19 protein-coding genes are annotated in these 14,605 nt (G+C 72.0%); 8 read left to right on the top strand and 11 right to left on the bottom strand.

Annotated elements, in window-relative coordinates:
* Window position 1 precedes the first annotated feature (1 nt).
* The 3 genes from IEY94_RS20795 to IEY94_RS20805 are packed head-to-tail and all read right to left on the bottom strand — an operon-like array spanning window position 2 to window position 2,135.
* Entirely contained in the window at window positions 2–1,324 is a 1,323-nt protein-coding gene (locus tag IEY94_RS20795) for an ROK family transcriptional regulator (RefSeq protein WP_189171916.1), read from the bottom strand.
* Window positions 1,321–1,479: a hypothetical protein gene (locus IEY94_RS20800; RefSeq protein WP_189171917.1), complete on the bottom strand. Its 159-nt coding sequence runs from the start codon at window positions 1,477–1,479 to the stop codon at window positions 1,321–1,323. The genes IEY94_RS20795 and IEY94_RS20800 overlap by 4 nt, the downstream gene beginning before the upstream one ends.
* Window positions 1,476–2,135, bottom strand: a complete 660-nt coding sequence (locus tag IEY94_RS20805) for a hypothetical protein (RefSeq protein ID WP_189171918.1) — start codon at window positions 2,133–2,135, stop codon at window positions 1,476–1,478. The genes IEY94_RS20800 and IEY94_RS20805 overlap by 4 nt, the downstream gene beginning before the upstream one ends.
* Before the next feature lie 494 nt (window positions 2,136–2,629).
* On the opposite strand from IEY94_RS20805, the gene IEY94_RS20810 reads away from it, so the two are divergent.
* Entirely contained in the window at window positions 2,630–3,070 is a 441-nt protein-coding gene (locus IEY94_RS20810; RefSeq protein WP_189171919.1) for a fibronectin type III domain-containing protein, read from the top strand.
* 286 nt (window positions 3,071–3,356) lie between these two features.
* Entirely contained in the window at window positions 3,357–4,589 is a 1,233-nt protein-coding gene (locus IEY94_RS20815) for a trypsin-like serine peptidase (RefSeq protein WP_189171920.1), read from the top strand.
* A gap of 78 nt (window positions 4,590–4,667) precedes the next feature.
* On the opposite strand, the gene IEY94_RS20820 is transcribed toward IEY94_RS20815, so the two are convergent.
* The 4 genes from IEY94_RS20820 to IEY94_RS24420 are packed head-to-tail and all read right to left on the bottom strand — an operon-like array spanning window position 4,668 to window position 6,746.
* Window positions 4,668–4,916, bottom strand: coding sequence for a hypothetical protein (locus IEY94_RS20820; protein WP_189171921.1), 249 nt, complete (start codon window positions 4,914–4,916; stop codon window positions 4,668–4,670).
* Complete coding sequence (locus tag IEY94_RS20825) at window positions 4,900–5,496, bottom strand: hypothetical protein (RefSeq protein WP_189171922.1); 597 nt, start codon at window positions 5,494–5,496, stop codon at window positions 4,900–4,902. The genes IEY94_RS20820 and IEY94_RS20825 overlap by 17 nt, the downstream gene beginning before the upstream one ends.
* 9 nt (window positions 5,497–5,505) lie before the next feature.
* Window positions 5,506–5,859 carry a hypothetical protein gene (locus IEY94_RS20830; RefSeq protein ID WP_189171923.1) on the bottom strand — a complete coding sequence of 118 codons (354 nt, stop codon included), beginning with the start codon at window positions 5,857–5,859 and terminating at the stop codon, window positions 5,506–5,508.
* Window positions 5,757–6,746 (bottom strand): helix-turn-helix domain-containing protein, encoded by a 990-nt coding sequence (locus tag IEY94_RS24420; RefSeq protein ID WP_373291340.1) that lies wholly within the window; start codon window positions 6,744–6,746, stop codon window positions 5,757–5,759. Before IEY94_RS24420 ends, IEY94_RS20830 begins: the two co-directional genes overlap by 103 nt.
* Window positions 6,747–7,028: 282 nt before the next feature.
* On the opposite strand from IEY94_RS24420, the gene IEY94_RS20840 reads away from it, so the two are divergent.
* The 5 genes from IEY94_RS20840 (at window position 7,029) to IEY94_RS20860 (ending at window position 8,625) form a co-directional block, all read left to right on the top strand.
* Entirely contained in the window at window positions 7,029–7,286 is a 258-nt protein-coding gene (locus IEY94_RS20840; RefSeq protein ID WP_189171925.1) for a hypothetical protein, read from the top strand.
* A 114-nt stretch (window positions 7,287–7,400) separates the two neighbouring features.
* Complete coding sequence (locus tag IEY94_RS20845) at window positions 7,401–7,790, top strand: hypothetical protein (protein ID WP_189171926.1); 390 nt, start codon at window positions 7,401–7,403, stop codon at window positions 7,788–7,790.
* A 7-nt stretch (window positions 7,791–7,797) separates the two neighbouring features.
* Window positions 7,798–7,983 carry a hypothetical protein gene (locus IEY94_RS20850; RefSeq protein WP_189171927.1) on the top strand — a complete coding sequence of 62 codons (186 nt, stop codon included), beginning with the start codon at window positions 7,798–7,800 and terminating at the stop codon, window positions 7,981–7,983.
* A complete protein-coding gene (locus IEY94_RS20855) occupies window positions 7,973–8,152 on the top strand; it encodes a hypothetical protein (RefSeq protein ID WP_189171928.1) in 180 nt (59 codons plus the stop codon). The genes IEY94_RS20850 and IEY94_RS20855 overlap by 11 nt, the downstream gene beginning before the upstream one ends.
* Window positions 8,153–8,334: 182 nt before the next feature.
* Window positions 8,335–8,625, top strand: a complete 291-nt coding sequence (locus tag IEY94_RS20860; protein ID WP_189171929.1) for a hypothetical protein — start codon at window positions 8,335–8,337, stop codon at window positions 8,623–8,625.
* 507 nt (window positions 8,626–9,132) lie between these two features.
* On the opposite strand, the gene fdxA is transcribed toward IEY94_RS20860, so the two are convergent.
* From fdxA to IEY94_RS24425, 4 genes are all read right to left on the bottom strand, one after another.
* Window positions 9,133–9,459 (bottom strand): ferredoxin, encoded by a 327-nt coding sequence (gene fdxA / locus IEY94_RS20865; RefSeq protein WP_189171930.1) that lies wholly within the window; start codon window positions 9,457–9,459, stop codon window positions 9,133–9,135.
* A gap of 671 nt (window positions 9,460–10,130) precedes the next feature.
* Window positions 10,131–11,192 (bottom strand): 2-oxoacid:ferredoxin oxidoreductase subunit beta, encoded by a 1,062-nt coding sequence (locus IEY94_RS20870; RefSeq protein ID WP_189171931.1) that lies wholly within the window; start codon window positions 11,190–11,192, stop codon window positions 10,131–10,133.
* The gene (locus IEY94_RS20875) at window positions 11,179–13,074 is read right to left on the bottom strand and encodes a 2-oxoacid:acceptor oxidoreductase subunit alpha (RefSeq protein WP_189171932.1); all 1,896 of its coding nucleotides are present in this window, start codon (window positions 13,072–13,074) and stop codon (window positions 11,179–11,181) included. The genes IEY94_RS20870 and IEY94_RS20875 overlap by 14 nt, the downstream gene beginning before the upstream one ends.
* Window positions 13,075–13,346: 272 nt before the next feature.
* Window positions 13,347–13,415, bottom strand: a complete 69-nt coding sequence (locus tag IEY94_RS24425) for an Ms5788A family Cys-rich leader peptide (RefSeq protein ID WP_373291341.1) — start codon at window positions 13,413–13,415, stop codon at window positions 13,347–13,349.
* 116 nt (window positions 13,416–13,531) lie between these two features.
* Between IEY94_RS24425 and cysD the strand changes: the two genes are divergently transcribed.
* Window positions 13,532–14,542 (top strand): sulfate adenylyltransferase subunit CysD, encoded by a 1,011-nt coding sequence (gene cysD, locus IEY94_RS20880; protein ID WP_189171933.1) that lies wholly within the window; start codon window positions 13,532–13,534, stop codon window positions 14,540–14,542.
* The last annotated feature ends 63 nt before the right edge of the window (window positions 14,543–14,605 follow it).

A 14,605-nucleotide genomic window follows, 5' to 3' on the forward strand; every position in this document is an offset into this window, starting at 1 on the left:
TTCAGGAAGCGCGGTGGACGGCCGGGCGCGACGGCGGCCGTACCAGCGCTGGGTTGTTGATGACGTCGCGGATCGCGAGCGCCGCGGCACCGCGCGGGCCCACCCAGTGCTGGCTGTCCTCGACGACGATGAAGCTGCGCTCGGCGGGGCGCTCGGCGAACGCGTGCGCGGACACGGCGGCCCACATCGCGTCGTGGTAGCGCCGGTCGTACAGCACGCGCTGCCCGTTCTCCTCGGTCACCGCGTCGCCGATGAAGATTACGTGACCGGGGTCGTTGACGTTGATGAGGCTCGCCAGGGCTCGCCCCATCGCGTGCCCCGCGTCGGTGAACGCGGCGGCCACCGCGGCGTCGCCGTCGGCCCGCACGCGCAGGGCGGCCAGCGCGGCCGCCAGGGGTGCGTCGCCCGCGCCGCCGCAGGCGGCGATGATCGCCGCGGCCGTACCGTGGGCCTCCAGGCAGCCGTGGTTGCGGCACCGGCAGCGCCGCCCGCGCGGGTCGACGACGAGGTGCCCCAGCTCGTTGGAGCGCCCGGCCGCGCCGCGGACCAGCTCGCCCCCGGCGACGTACGCGGCGCCGATCCCGTCGAGCGAGACCAGGACGAGCTGGAACGTGTCCAGGTCCCGGCCGGCGCCGAACCAGCGCTGCGCCTCGGCGAGCGTGTTGGCGTCGTTGTCCACCGCGACGGGCTTGCGGGTCGCGTCGCGCAGCCGCTGCCGCAGCGGTACCGGCGGGTGGGCGAGGCCGCGGCCCCAGCCCATGTTCACCGAGTACCGGACGTCGCCGGCGGGCGTGACGTGCCCGCCGATGCCGACGCCGACGCCGAGCACCCGGCCGGGGCCGTCGTCGCCGGGCGGGGCCTGCAACTCCAGCTTGTCGACCAGGTCGCGGACCTTCTCCACGACCGCGTCCGGCGCGACGTGGCCGGCGGCGGCGGGCAGCGTGTCGGTCAGCCGCTCGCCGACGGGCTCGCCGGCCAGGTTGGCCAGCACCCCGCCGACGGCGTCGCCGAGGATCTCCACGCCGATGACGTAGTTGTCGCCGGGGTTCACCCGGATGGCCGTGGGCCGGCGGCCGACCGCGGACCGGCCGCCGGTCTGCTCGCCGTCCCGGATCAGGCCGTGCGCGCGCAGGGCGCTGAGCGCGGCGTCGATCGTCCGCGGGGACAGGCCGGTGTGCGCGGCGAGCGCCGCCCGGGTGAGGCCGGTCCCCGCGCGCCGGACGATCGTGGAGAAGATCCGGTCGCGGTTCGGGCGCTCGTCGGCCGCGGGGTCCGCCGCCCGGGGGGCGGCGGCGCCCCCCGGGGTGAGCGGGTCGTCGTTCACGGGCGGCTCCACAGGTCGGGGTTGGCCAGGACGTCCAGCAGGCCGATCTGGACCAGCCGGAGCACGGCCTCGATCGTGAACGACCGGAGCCAGGCGTGCGGCCGGGTGCACGGGCAGGTGCAGTGCGGCCCGTTCCCGTTCGCGTCGTCGCTCATGCCGACACCGCCGCGGGCGTGACGAGGAACGCGGCGAGCACGTCGGCGCGGCCGCGGGCGGGGGTGAACTCGACCTGCGCGCCGACCGGGAACGCGGCGCCCTGCCGGGGCGGGAGCTGGTACGTGCGCCCGCCGGACTCGATCAGCCCCGGCCAGCCGCCGGCGGCCCGCAGCCGGACCCGGCCGACCCGCCGGTCCGCGGGGAGCAGGTCGTCGTGCCGCCACAGCCGGCGCAGCGCCGAGCCGGGGCGGGCGCCGCTGCGCTCCCGGTGGTCGAACTCCAGGGTGCCGGCGCGCAGCTCGGCCGGGAGGGCCCGGCGCAGCGGCCGGAACACCTCGTACCCGCGCCGGTCGATCGTGCCGAACCAGGCCAGCGGGACGGCCGCGCCGCGCCGCGCCCGCAGGCTGACGCAGGCGAGCCGGTCCTCCCGGGCGAGCGTGGCCACGTCGTCGGCGACGAGCCGGAGGTCGTCGGGGTCGTACGCCGCGCCGCGGATGCCGCCGACGATCTCGGCGAGCCCGTGGACGAGCTGGCGGGCGTGCCGGCCGAACCGGGCCGCCCGGTCGCGCCGACCGCGCGGGGGGATGGGTCGGGGTACGTCCTCGGGCTCGGGTACGTCCTCGGGTTCGGGTGGGGGTACGGCTTCGATGGCCATCGGGGGTGCCCTCCTCGGGCTGGGGTTCCGAAGAGATGACCCGCGCGGCGCGCGGGCCGCCCAACCCAACCTCCGGGCGATGGCGTGGCATTCAGCGTAGACCGGACGGCGAGTCCCGGACCGGCCAGCGGGGAGTTAGCGGCACTCATTGCCGGGAAGCGCCCGCGCGCCCCGCAACCGGACGATCACCGACCGCCACGATGACCTGCGCCGATGCCGCACCCGTCCGGTACACCGGATCTTGTCCCCTTCAATGACGTGATGCCCGCCACACCTGTCTTCCGCGCACGGCCTGCGGCAAAGGCGCCGGCGGGTCGCCGGCGGAACCACCCGGGCGGCGCGAGTCGGGCGGCCACTGTCGGCCACTCGGACCTTTGGTCCGCCCGGGCGGCGCCGGGGGCCGGAAATCAGCCGGGCGAGAGGGATCGCTCAGGCATACCTCAGGGCCGGTTGGCACGCTTTTGACCTAACCGTTCCTACGTCGGGAGGCACCCATGCGGACCACCTCTACTCTCCTCCGCCCCCTCGCCGTGGCCGCGCTGGCCACGGCCGCCGCCCTCGGCGTGGGCCTGGTCAACCCCGCGGCCGCGCAGGCCGGCGTGTACGACCCGGGCCCGACCCCCAACCCGGCCCCGGTGGCCGGCGCGCCCGGCCGCCCGGTCGCGGACACGACGTGCGTGTGGCCGACCGTGATCCGGGTGGTGTGGAACGCCCCGAGCACGAGCTGGTCGAGCCCGGTGCTGGAGTACGACGTCCGCGCCTACTTCCTGGACAACCGCCAGGCGGGCGCCAGGAGCGTCGGCTCCTCGTACCGCAAGGTCGACGTCACCGGCCTGCGGCCGGGCCAGCGGTACCAGGTCAAGGTCCGGGCCCGCAACGCCAAGGGCTGGGGCGAGTGGTCGAACGCGGCGTACACCTCGACGCCCTGGTGGTGACGGACCGAGCCCCGGCGCCGGCGGTTCGCCCGCGCCCGCACGACGACGCCGCCCGCCGCTCCCCGGTCCCGGGAGCGGCGGGCGGCGGTGCGCCGCCGGCGATTCGGGGTATTCGCCTCATCGCACTCCGCACGCCCCGCCGCCACCGCCTCCCCACCGCTCCCACCAGCGGAAACCCCGCTGCGATGGCAGCCGCTATAAATAGAGATTCATTGATTGTGTGAGCCACATCGCATAGGTTCTTCTCGATCCGGCGCGCCCGACCACCCCGAGAAAAGGACCGCACATGCGATCGCTGAGCTTCCGTCTGGCCGTTCTCGCGGCCGCGCTGACGGCTCCGCTGGCGGCCGGCACCGCACTGGCTGCCGACCGGCCCACCACCCCCTCCATCGACCTCGGCGTCCCCACCGTCGACGACACACCGGCCGGCGACGTCGTCGCCGGCGAGGAGGTCGCCGCCCCGACCGCCCTCGGCTACCGCTCCGCGGCGCCGCTGGTGCTGCGGTACCCCGGCTCGACCTACGTGAAGGTCCACTTCAACGCCCTCGACCTCGCCCCCGGCGACCGCGTCACCGTCGCCGACCCCACCGGCCGCGAGGTGCACACGTACCACGGCGACCCGACCGCCGGCGGCGCCGCCGCGGGCGACAGCTCGTACACCATCCACCGCACCCGCGGCTTCGCCGCGATGTCGATCGACGGCGACACCGCGGTCGTCACCCTGCACCGCGCCGGCAGCGCCCGGCAGTCCGCGGTCACGCTCGACCGCGCGGGCCTCGGCGTCCGGGTCGACCGGGTGTGGCGCGGCTTCGACGCCGTCGAGTACCGCGCGCACAACCGCGCGGTCTGCGGCCAGGACGCCCGCAAGAACGTCGTCTGCTACAAGGAGAAGTTCCCGACCGAGTACGCCCGCGGCCAGGCCGTCGCCCGGGCCCAGATGAAGGGCTCGGGGTACTGCACCGCCTGGCGGGTCGGCAACACCAACCGGATGCTGACCAACAACCACTGCATCGGCGACGCGGCCACCGCGAAGGCGACCGAGTTCCAGTTCGCGTACCAGTGCGACACCTGCACCGGCACCACCCCCGGCGCGGCCACGAAGGTCAGCGGCGTCGAGATGTTCAAGACGAACAAGACGCTGGACTACACCCTGGTCTCGGTGAACGACTTCGAGAAGATCAAGAGCTTCGGCACGCTGTACCTGGACCCGCGCAAGCCGACCGACGGCGAGACCATCTACATCCCCGGCCACGGCGACGCCAAGCCGAACCGGCTGTCCATCTTCGAGGAGCCGGACGAGGCCAAGCGCTGCTCGGTGTACCGCACCCAGGGCACCCGGACGGCGTACAACTGCGACACCTCGGGCGGCAACTCCGGCTCGCCGGTCCTCGCCCAGTCGACCCACAAGGTGATCGTCCTGCACAACACGGGCTCGTGCCCGAACAACAACGGCGGCAACGCCATCGTCGACATCTTCCCCGAGATCCAGTCGATGATCGACAACAACCCGCCCGCCTGACGGGCACCCGCTGACCCGAGAGCCCGGCCACCCTCGCCCGAGATCCGGTGGCCGGGCTTTCGTCCGCTCCGATTCCGGTCAGGCGCCCGATCCCCGGACCGTACCGGCCGCATGGGCGGCCAGCACCGCGGCGACAGCGTCGGTCACGGGCGGGCCCGAATCGGGGTGCGCCCACCGGTACTCGTCGTGCTCGGCGAGCACGACGGGAGCCGCGGCCCGCACGGTCACGGCGAAGGTGAACTGCCGGGTGGGCGTGCCACCGCCGGACGCGTAGTCGAAGTCCTCGGCATTTGTGGGGAAGTCGACGAATTCACCGGGCTCTGCCATCGCGGCACTCCTCGGATGAGGGAGCCCTGATCTGGTATCCAACGTCACCAGACCAGGGCACCGTGACGTCGTTGTCGCTCGACGACTGCGCTGACCACCATTGAGTTAACGTCAAAGAAGTACATCGGTATTGGCTGTGGGCGTCCTCGGACTCCGAGGAGCAGTACCGGGACGAGGGCAGCAAGAAGGGGACCAGGGCGATAGCCCCGGGGTCCCCGCCCGGAAGTGGCTGACGTTGGTCCTGAGCGGGCCGGATGGCCGAGCTGGAGACCTTCCGTGGCTCCGCCTGATCCGAGCTGTCCCAAGTCAAGACGTTCGGAGATTCCCAGCCGGTGACCTTCAGACCGTGCTTGTCAGCGAACTCCGTACGGCGCGCTTGGATCTCGGCCGCCACCTTGCCGTGGGCTTCTTCCTGGCTTACGCACAGGTGGTCGAGCGCGGAGGTGTGAGGAGGTACGCCGATCTCGGCGACCCAGTTGTCCCCGGCGGGCCAGACCCGACCCGAGGTCAGGTACTCGATGGGCGGTAGGTTGCCGGCTCCCGCTGCTTCAACCGTGCGGTAGTCGTCTTCGAGCGACACAGGATCTCCTCACTGGCGGTGATGGACGGCAACGCGGTCCAGCGTTGCCAAGTCTTGGGCCAGCAGCACCGAGCGCACGCCGCGAGCGAGGTGGGTGGTCTGGAGCTGCACTGCTCGTGCGCTGCCGGGGTCACCGGCGCGATACATCAGCGTTGCCAGCCTGGCTCCGGTGATGGCCTTGCTGCGGGTCCGGCTGTCCGGGTACGCGCTGAAGGCCGCTTGCAGCCCGCTGACGAGGCCAGGAGCGGCCTTGCCGGTCGTCAGGTACAGGTCATATAGGGCCTGGCTCTCGTCGCCCTTGACCTTGGCCGGGGTGAAGAAGTGAATCCAGTGCGGGTCGTCACCCTGCGGTGGCTCGTACATCTCGCGAGCGATGCCGAGGTGTCGCGACAGCTCTGTCCGTCCGGCAGCCAGGCCAGGGCGAGGCCCTGGACCGTGTGGAGCATCGAAACCGCAGACCCGGGCACGTTCCCGTCACCAGCTCGGGCCAGACGCGAGAGGTCGAGCGCGGCCTTCGGGTCTTTGCTCTGGATCTCCACCCGCGCATAGCCGGTGGCGACGTGCATCAAGATGCCAGGGTCACCGGACTCGCGAGCTGCACGGAGCCCGAGAAGGAACAGCTTCCGAGCTGGGTCGATGTGCCCCGCGTCTGCTGTCGACCAGGCGGCGAGATCGGCGAGGTACGCGATGGCCACCTGTAGGCGCTGACGGACACCAGGGAGGCAGGACCCACCGAGCAGCGTCATCGCCCACTGAAGCTCGCCCAGCACACGGTGCCGTACCGCAGCGCCGCCGGCTGAGTGGTCCTGCTGTTCCAGGTCGCGCGTTGCTGCCTCTACGCGGGCTACGTCAGCGTGTCCGACACGGGTCGGCTCGTCACGCACGAACGCTTCACGGATGATCTCTCGCGCTGGCTCGGGCAGAGGAGCCCCGAAGGTGATGGCTCCCGCCACAGCCAGCAGTTGTCGCCGGTCCGACTCCCCCACCGACCTCTCATTTACCCCGATGTCACGTCGCGCTGACTTACGCGCGTCCCGCTCCGCGGCTTCCCGCTCCCACAGCGCCCGCAGCTCGCCACCAGCGGCCAGGACATCGTCCAGCCGAGCCGCGATGTCCTCGGTCGGCAGTGCTTCGCCGCTCTCCGCACGGCTGATCCGAGACTGAGACCAACGCACCTTGGCAGCGAGATCGGGCTGCGACAGGTGAGCCGCTTTCCGGCGCTGCCGTAGTGCGCGCCCGAAGCCTCCCATGATCACCCGCAGTCCATGCGGTTATGCGCGTCATGCTCTTTAACACGCGCATAGGGCATCACCTTCTGTCGCGCCAGCGTAGCGGGGAGTCTCGATCAAGTGAACGGGCGCAAGCTGTCTCGTTCGCACCACGCCAGCAATCCCACGGGCCGGTACTGCTCTGTCATCGCTGCCGGCCCGAGGTGGCGTGTTCCCCCTCCGGGGCGAGGTGTCGCACCCGACGATGTCTCGCCCCATCCCCGCTCATGCGAGGAGGCCGCTCCGATGCTCCGCCGGGGTGACGTGCTGATCCTGCGGGAGAAGGAGTGGCGCACAGGGCAGGGCAGCATCCTCGTCACCGTGACAGCCGTAGGCGACGGACGCTACGACGAGGGCGACTGGTGGATCAGCGTGAAGTGCGACCAGACCACTTGGCGGAAGCAGCCGGGAGTCAGGTTCATCGAGGTCAGAGCTGCCAGCGTCGACAGGGCCAGGCATCGAGTCGAGACAACAGCAACCGGGAGGTACCCGGTTGCCCGGGGCGGAGAGGGGGTCAGCTAGCTCGACGCTCCACTACAGAACGTCAGCCGACTGTCAGGTAACCAACAGGTCCGTACCGGACCCAACAGGCGCTCGCTAGCCTGCCGGCGCCTGTTGTTCACCGAAGGGAAGGGGATGCGCAGACACACCAGCCGACTCGTCGGGGCGATCGCCCTGGTCACCGCGGCTTCGCTCATCGCGGCGCCCACCCCGGCGTTCGCCGCCGCGCCCAAGGCCGCTGCGACCGACCCAGTCCCGGACTTCTTCGTGCTCGAAGCGGGCGACGAGCCTGACAGCGGCGTGCCGGCCGACTGGGAGGACCCGGAGGCTGTGGGTCCAGAAGGCGAAGTCGTGCCGGAGGAGCTGGCCGAAGGCTTCGACCCCGGCGACCCGGACTGCAAGGAACAATGGGTCTACCGCAAGAAGAGGCGGTTCAACGACAACGTTGGGCGGGGTCGGCCCCTACCTGTCGCACTGGTTCAACGATGGTGGCTCCCACGAGCTAACAGCCGGCATCAGCGGTGAGCTGAGCGTGGGCTACAGCATGAGGGGCCTGGTCGAAGGCAGCGTGATCGTGGCCACCATCCAGGCCGAGATCGACCACTCCGTGCAGGCGAAGATCGGTGTGTCCGCCTCGTGGAAGGCCAGCACGAACGTCCCCAAGAAGCGGTGCGGCAACGCCTACTGGGGGCCGCCACCGCCACGTCGTGACCGGTGAGTCGTACAAGCTGGCACCCAAGACCTGCAAGAAGCAGAACGGCAGGAAGCACACCACGTACATCAGCGGCCGGAGCAAGGCGATCGGCTGGTGCTCATGGTCGAGCAAGAAGGCGCTGAAGGAACGGCCCTACGCCTGCAGCGACGGCAAGCCCTACCGTAAGGCGTGATCTCGCTTCGATGCGTCGCCGTGGCCTCGGGTCTGCTTTTGCTCACTGGTTGTGGGTGGGGCGACAGCTCGGGGCCGCGGCCCACGCCTACGCCCCTGCCGACCGCGACACCGACCGACTCAGCGGAGCCGAGCGAGCCGGCTGACCCTGGCCCGACGAGCACGTTCAAGTCCAAGGCGATCGTGGTCAAGGAGGGCAAGACGTTCTGGTGGACCGCCGGCGGCCTGCCGTCGTACGACATCGCCAAGAGCAAGCCGTCTCGAACGGCCCCCATGACCTTCCGCGTCGACTGCGACCGAGGGAAGATCGTGGCCCTCGTCAAGCTCGACGGTGCGCCGCGCATCTGGGAGCACGAGTGCGCCAGTGGGCTGCTCTCCCAGCCGCTCGGCACGGTCGAGGCCGGAACCAAGATCGAGATCACCTTCGAGGGTACAGCCGGCACGTCGTATGCCGCTGACATCCGCTGGCCCTGAGGCGAGCTGAGCCCGGCGACCAGGAGACGTAGATCCGCTTGGAGGTGGATCGTTCGCCCAGTCGCCGGGCCGACCATCTCTGGGAAGAGATGTCTCCCACATCGGTTGCCCGCCCGGAGGAGGCCGGGCCGACCTCTACCGGACGGCCGGCAGCGCGCCGCCGTCGGCGAGGTTCGCCGCGAACACGCACCCGTCGACCAGTACCAGCACCCATCCAGCCTCGTCCGCCCATCCGGCGCTCGCCCGACCTTGACGCAGGCACTCAGTTGGTCGAGTGCATGACGGTGCGTACCAGTGTGGATGTCGCTCGCGGCCGGGCGCTCCGTCGCTCGCGGCCGCAACATCGCCAGCACTTCGTACACCGGCTCCGCCCCGCACGCCGTCACCCACGCGCGCAGCCCCGGCTTGCGGGCGTCCAGGTCCGGCCGCCACGGCAGCCGCGACCGGCGTCCAGCCGGACCGGGCTGAGGTCCACGCCCGCCGGGCTCAGGTCCGGGCCCGCCGGGCTCAGTGCCCGCCCTCCCCGGGCGGCCGGGCGGCGACGAACGGGGCGTCCGCGTCGACCTTGCCGAGCTTGGAGGCGCCGCCGGGCGAGCCCAGCTCGGTGAAGAACTCGGTGTTGGCGGTCGAGTAGTCCGCCCACTGGTCCGGTACGTCGTCCTCGTAGAAGATCGCCTCGACCGGGCAGACCGGTTCGCAGGCGCCGCAGTCGACGCACTCGTCGGGGTGGATGTAGAGCATCCGGCCCCCCTCGTAGATGCAGTCGACCGGGCACTCCTCGATGCAGGCCTTGTCGAGCACATCGAGGCACGGCTCGGCGATCACGTACGTCACGGACTGTCCACTTCCCTCGAAAACATCTCGTACCGGCACGCAGCCCGCCACGCGGCGGCTGCCGCGCGCGGGCTGCGGAACCCCCGGCGGCGCTCCGCGGAGCACCGCCGGGTTACAGGATCGCCTATCGCTACCGGGTCGGTGCCGGCGGCAGGTGCACACCGCCCTGGGTCGGCTCGATCCCGGCCACCGCGGACCGGCGGCTGCCGGGTCGGCTGCGGCCGGGTGCGGTGCCGGCCCGCCCGGCGGTACAGGAGCGGCGGGCGATGCACGGATTCGGTTTCACGGACCCTCCCAGGGTGGTGGTGAGGTCACCGCGCGGCGGCGGTGTGTACGCCTCCATCGATGGGGCTCGCGCCCGCACCCCGGGGCGGAGCACCCGCGACGGGGTCCGCTGGATATCCGCCGCGTCGGGCGTACAGGGGCAGAAGCTCTGCTACGGCGCGGCGGCGTACCCGGTCCGGGATCCGGACGTCAGCCAGCCGGACACATGGCGCTATCGACACGCCCGTAGTCCACGTAGCGGCGGCAGACGAGCCGCAGGCCACGGCCCTTGATCGCCGACCCGGCACCGGCTCGGCCGGCGCGCGGTGGGGCGATCACGGGCGACATGGCAAGCATGTTGCCAGACATCCCGGCCATGCACCAGCGCCGATGCGCGGCCCGGCCGCTCACCCGTGGGTCCAGGTGTCGGCGGACCGGAGCAGGTCGGCCAGCGCCGCCTCGGGGTCGGCCGGGGCGGTCGCCCGGGCGGCGGTGACCTGGTCGCGGAGCAGCGCGTCGTACGTCGGGCGGGCCACCGAGCGGAACACCCCGATCGGCGTGTGCCGCAGGTCGGGGCGGGCCAGCCGGGACAGCGCGAACGCGTACGCCGGGTCCGGTACGGCCGGGTCGTGCACGACGACGTCGGCCGGGTCGACGGCCGCGGCGGCGCGCACCTCCAAGCCCCAGCCGTCGGCGGCCCTGGTCACCGCCCACGCGGGGGCGCCGTCGGCGCCGGCGCCGAACGTCAGCGGCTCGCCGGCGGCGAGCCGGATCAGGTGGTCGTCGCGGGATTCGGCATCCGTCAGCGGGGCGAACGCGTCGTCGTTGAAGATCGGGCAGTTCTGGTAGATCTCCACGAACGCCGTACCCTCGTGCTGCGCCGCGGCCCGGAGCACGGATTGCAGGTGCTTGCGGTCGGAGTCGATCGTCCGGGCGACGAAGGTGGCCTCGGCGCCCAGCGCCAGCGACACGGGGTTGAACGGCGCGTCGACCGAGCCCGCCGGCGTCGACTTGGTGATCTTCCCGAGCGCCGAGGTCGGCGAGTACTGGCCCTTGGTCAGCCCGTAGATCTGGTTGTTGAACAGAAGGATCTTCAGGTTGACGTTGCGCCGCAGCGAGTGGATGAGGTGGTTGCCGCCGATGGAGAGCGCGTCCCCGTCGCCGGTCACCACCCAGACCGACAGGTCCGGCCGGGAGACGGACAGGCCGGTGGCGATGGCGGGGGCGCGGCCGTGGATGGAGTGCATGCCGTACGTGTTGAGGTAGTACGGGAACCGGGATGAGCAGCCGATGCCGGAGAGGAAGACGATGTTCTCCCGCGGGATGCCCAGTTCGGGGAGGAAGCCCTGGACGGCGGCGAGGATGGCGTAGTCCCCGCAGCCGGGGCACCAGCGCACCTCCTGGTCCGACTTGAAGTCGCGGGCGGTCAGCGTGACGGCGACCGGCCGCACGGCGTCAGTGTTGAACATCGCGGACGACCCTCTCCAGCGTCGACTCCAGCTCGGCGGCCAGGAACGGCTGGCCCTGGACCTTGTGGTACGGCACGGTGTCGACCAGGTACCGGGCCCGCAGCAGCCGGTCGAGCTGGCCGAGGTTCATCTCCGGGACGACCACCCGGTCGTACGCGCGCAGGACGTCGCCGAGGTTGCCCGGCAGCGGCGCCAGGTGGCGCAGGTGCGCCCGGGCGATCGGCAGGCCGCGGGCGCGCAGGGCGCGGCAGGCCGCGCCGATCGGCCCGTACGTCGAGCCCCAGCCCAGGACCAGCACCCGGGCGCCGTCGGGGTCCTCGACCTCGACATCCGGGACGGCGATCCGCTCGATCCGCTCGGCCCGGGTGCGCACCATGTGCTCGTGGTTGGCCGCGTCGTACGAGATGGCCCCGGTGTCGGCGGCCTTCTCCAGCCCGCCGATCCGGTGCTCCAACCCGGGCGTACCCGGCACCGCCCACGGGCGGGCCAGCGTGACCGGGTCCCGCCGGTACGGCAGGAACGTTTTTCCGTCGGCGCCGTTGGGCGCCGTCGCGAACTCGACCGACAGGTCCGGCAGCTCGGCGACCGCCGGCAGCCGCCACGGCTCGGAGCCGTTGGCCACGTAGTTGTCGCTGAGCAGGATCACCGGCGTCCGGTGGGTCAGGGCGATCCGGCACGCCTCGATCGCCGCGTCGAAGCAGTCCGCCGGGGACCGCGGGGCGATCACCGCCACCGGCGCCTCGCCGTGCCGCCCGAACAGGGACATGTTCAGGTCCGCCTGCTCGGTCTTCGTGGGCATGCCCGTGGACGGGCCGGCCCGCTGCACGTCGACGATCACCAGCGGGAGTTCCAGCATCAGCGCCAGCGAGATCGTCTCGCTCTTGAGCGCCAGGCCGGGGCCGCTGGTGGTGGTCACGCCCAGGGCGCCGCCGTACGACGCGCCGAGCGCCGCCCCCACCGCGGCGATCTCGTCCTCGGCCTGGATGGTCTGGATGCCGAACGCCTTGTGCTTGCTCAGCTCGTGCAGGATGTCCGACGCCGGGGTGATCGGGTACGCCCCGAGCACCAGCGGCAGCCTCGCCCGCACCCCGGCCGCGACCAGGCCGAGGGCCAGCGCGGCGTTGCCGGTGACGTTGCGGTACGTGCCGGTGCGCACCGGGGCCGGGGCCACCTCGTACCGGACGGCGAAGGTCTCCGTCGTCTCGCCGAAGTTCCAGCCGGCCCGGAACGCGGTTACGTTCGCCACGGCCAGGTGCGGCCGGGCGGCGAACTTGCGCTCCAGGAAGCGCAGCGTGCTGTCCGTCGGCCGGGAGTACAGCCAGGACAGCAGGCCCAGGGCGAACATGTTCTTCGCCCGCTCGGCGTCCTTCTTGGGCACGTCCAGGTCGGCCAGCGCGGCGATGGTCAGCCCGGCCAGCGCCACCTCGTGCACCCGGTGGTCGGCCAGCGAGCCGTCCTCGCGCGGGTCGGCGGCGTAGCCCGCCTTGACCAGGTTCCGCTTGGTGAACTCGTCGGTGTTGACGATGACCGTCCCGCCGGGCGGCAGGTCGGCGAGGTTGGCCCGCAGCGCGGCGGGGTTCATCGCCACCAGCACGTCCGGGGCGTCGCCGGGGGTCAGGATGTCGTGGTCGGCGAACTGGACCTGGAAGCTGGACACCCCGTGCGGGGTGCCGGCGGGGGCCCGGATCTCGGCCGGGAAGTTCGGCAGCGTGGCGATGTCGTTGCCCAACTGGGCGGTCTGGGCGGTGAACCGGTCGCCGGTGAGCTGCATGCCGTCGCCGGAGTCGCCGGCGAAGCGGATCACCACCCGGTCCAGTTTCTCGACCGGGTCGGCGGCGGGCGGGTCGACGGCGGGCAGGGTCGTGGCCGGGGCACGAGTCATGACGGTTTCCTCGTGGTGTCGGCGCCGGGAGGGCGCGCGGGGGCGCCGGAGCGGCGGTGCGGCAACCGCCTGTTCCGGTACGGATCGGGGTGTGGTCCGCCACCGCGACGGGGGTTGCGGACCGGGGTGCGTCTCCCGCAGAATTCGCCTCAGTCGGAATCCATCGAGCGTGGTCTAGACGCTCGCCGTTACCGGGGTGATTCCGTTCTTTGGGTGTTTCGGGCTCTACTCGGGGCCATTCGTGCGGAGCGACGCGGCTGGGACGCGGACGCTCAACGACACAGGCAGGCGGCCACGCGGCACAGGTCGACCGCGCGCCGGCGAGTGAGCATGAGACTCATGGGCCACACCCTAGACCATCCCGCTATCGATCAACAGCCCGTTGTTAACGACGCCTCCCGCGCCACGGCGGTGACCGGCGTCCGGGCGACCACGACGTGCCGAGGAGGCTGCGTTCATGACCGCCGTCGATATCGACGAGCGCCCGCTCACCGGTGAGCCGGGCCGGCAGGGGCCACCGCAGGGCCGTACGGCGACCGGGCAGGGGGCCGGCCGGCCGGCCACGGCGCCGCCGTGCCGGGTGCCGCACCTCGCGGCACTGGAGGCCGAGGCGATCTTCATCATGCGCGAGGTGGTCGCCGAGTTCGAGCGGCCGGTGCTGCTGTTCTCCGGCGGCAAGGACTCGATCGTGCTGCTGCGCCTGGCGCAGAAGGCGTTCGCCCCGGCCGCGATCCCGTTCCGCGTGCTGCACATCGACACCGGGCACAACTTCGACGAGGTGCTCGCGTACCGGGACCGGCGGGTCGACGAGCTGAACCTGCACCTGGTGGTCGGCTCGGTGCCGGAGGCCATCGCGTCGGGGCTGGTCCGCGAGCCGGCCGACGGCACCCGCAACCGGATCCAGACCCCGGTGCTGCTGGACGCCGTCGAGAAGCACCGGTTCGACGCCCTGTTCGGCGGCGCCCGCCGGGACGAGGAGAAGGCCCGGGCCAAGGAGCGGGTCTACTCGTTCCGGGACGAGTTCGGCCAGTGGGACCCGCGCAACCAGCGCCCGGAGCTGTGGGCGCTGTTCAACGCGCGGCACGCGCCGGGGGAGTCGATCCGGGTGTTCCCGCTGTCCAACTGGACCGAGCTGGACGTCTGGCAGTACGTCGCCCGGGAGGGCCTGGAACTGCCGTCGATCTACTACGCGCACGACCGGGAGGTGGTCCGGCGCGACGGCATGTGGTACGCGGTCAACGAGTTCCTGCCGGCCCGGGCCGGCGAGCAGCCGGTGCTGAAGCGGGTGCGGTACCGGACGGTCGGCGACGCCTCCTGCACCGCGGCGGTGGAGTCCGACGCGGACACCGTCGAGAAGATCATCGAGGAGGTGGCGGCGAGCCGGATCACCGAGCGCGGCGCCACCCGCGGCGACGACCGGGTCTCCGAGGCCGCGATGGAGGACCGGAAGAAGGAAGGGTACTTCTGATGGACCTGCTGCGCTTCGCCACCGCCGGCTCGGTCGACGACGGCAAGTCCACCCTCATCGGGC

The organism is Pilimelia anulata (genome assembly GCF_014647895.1).
Taxonomy (GTDB): Bacteria; Actinomycetota; Actinomycetes; order Mycobacteriales; family Micromonosporaceae; genus Pilimelia; species Pilimelia anulata.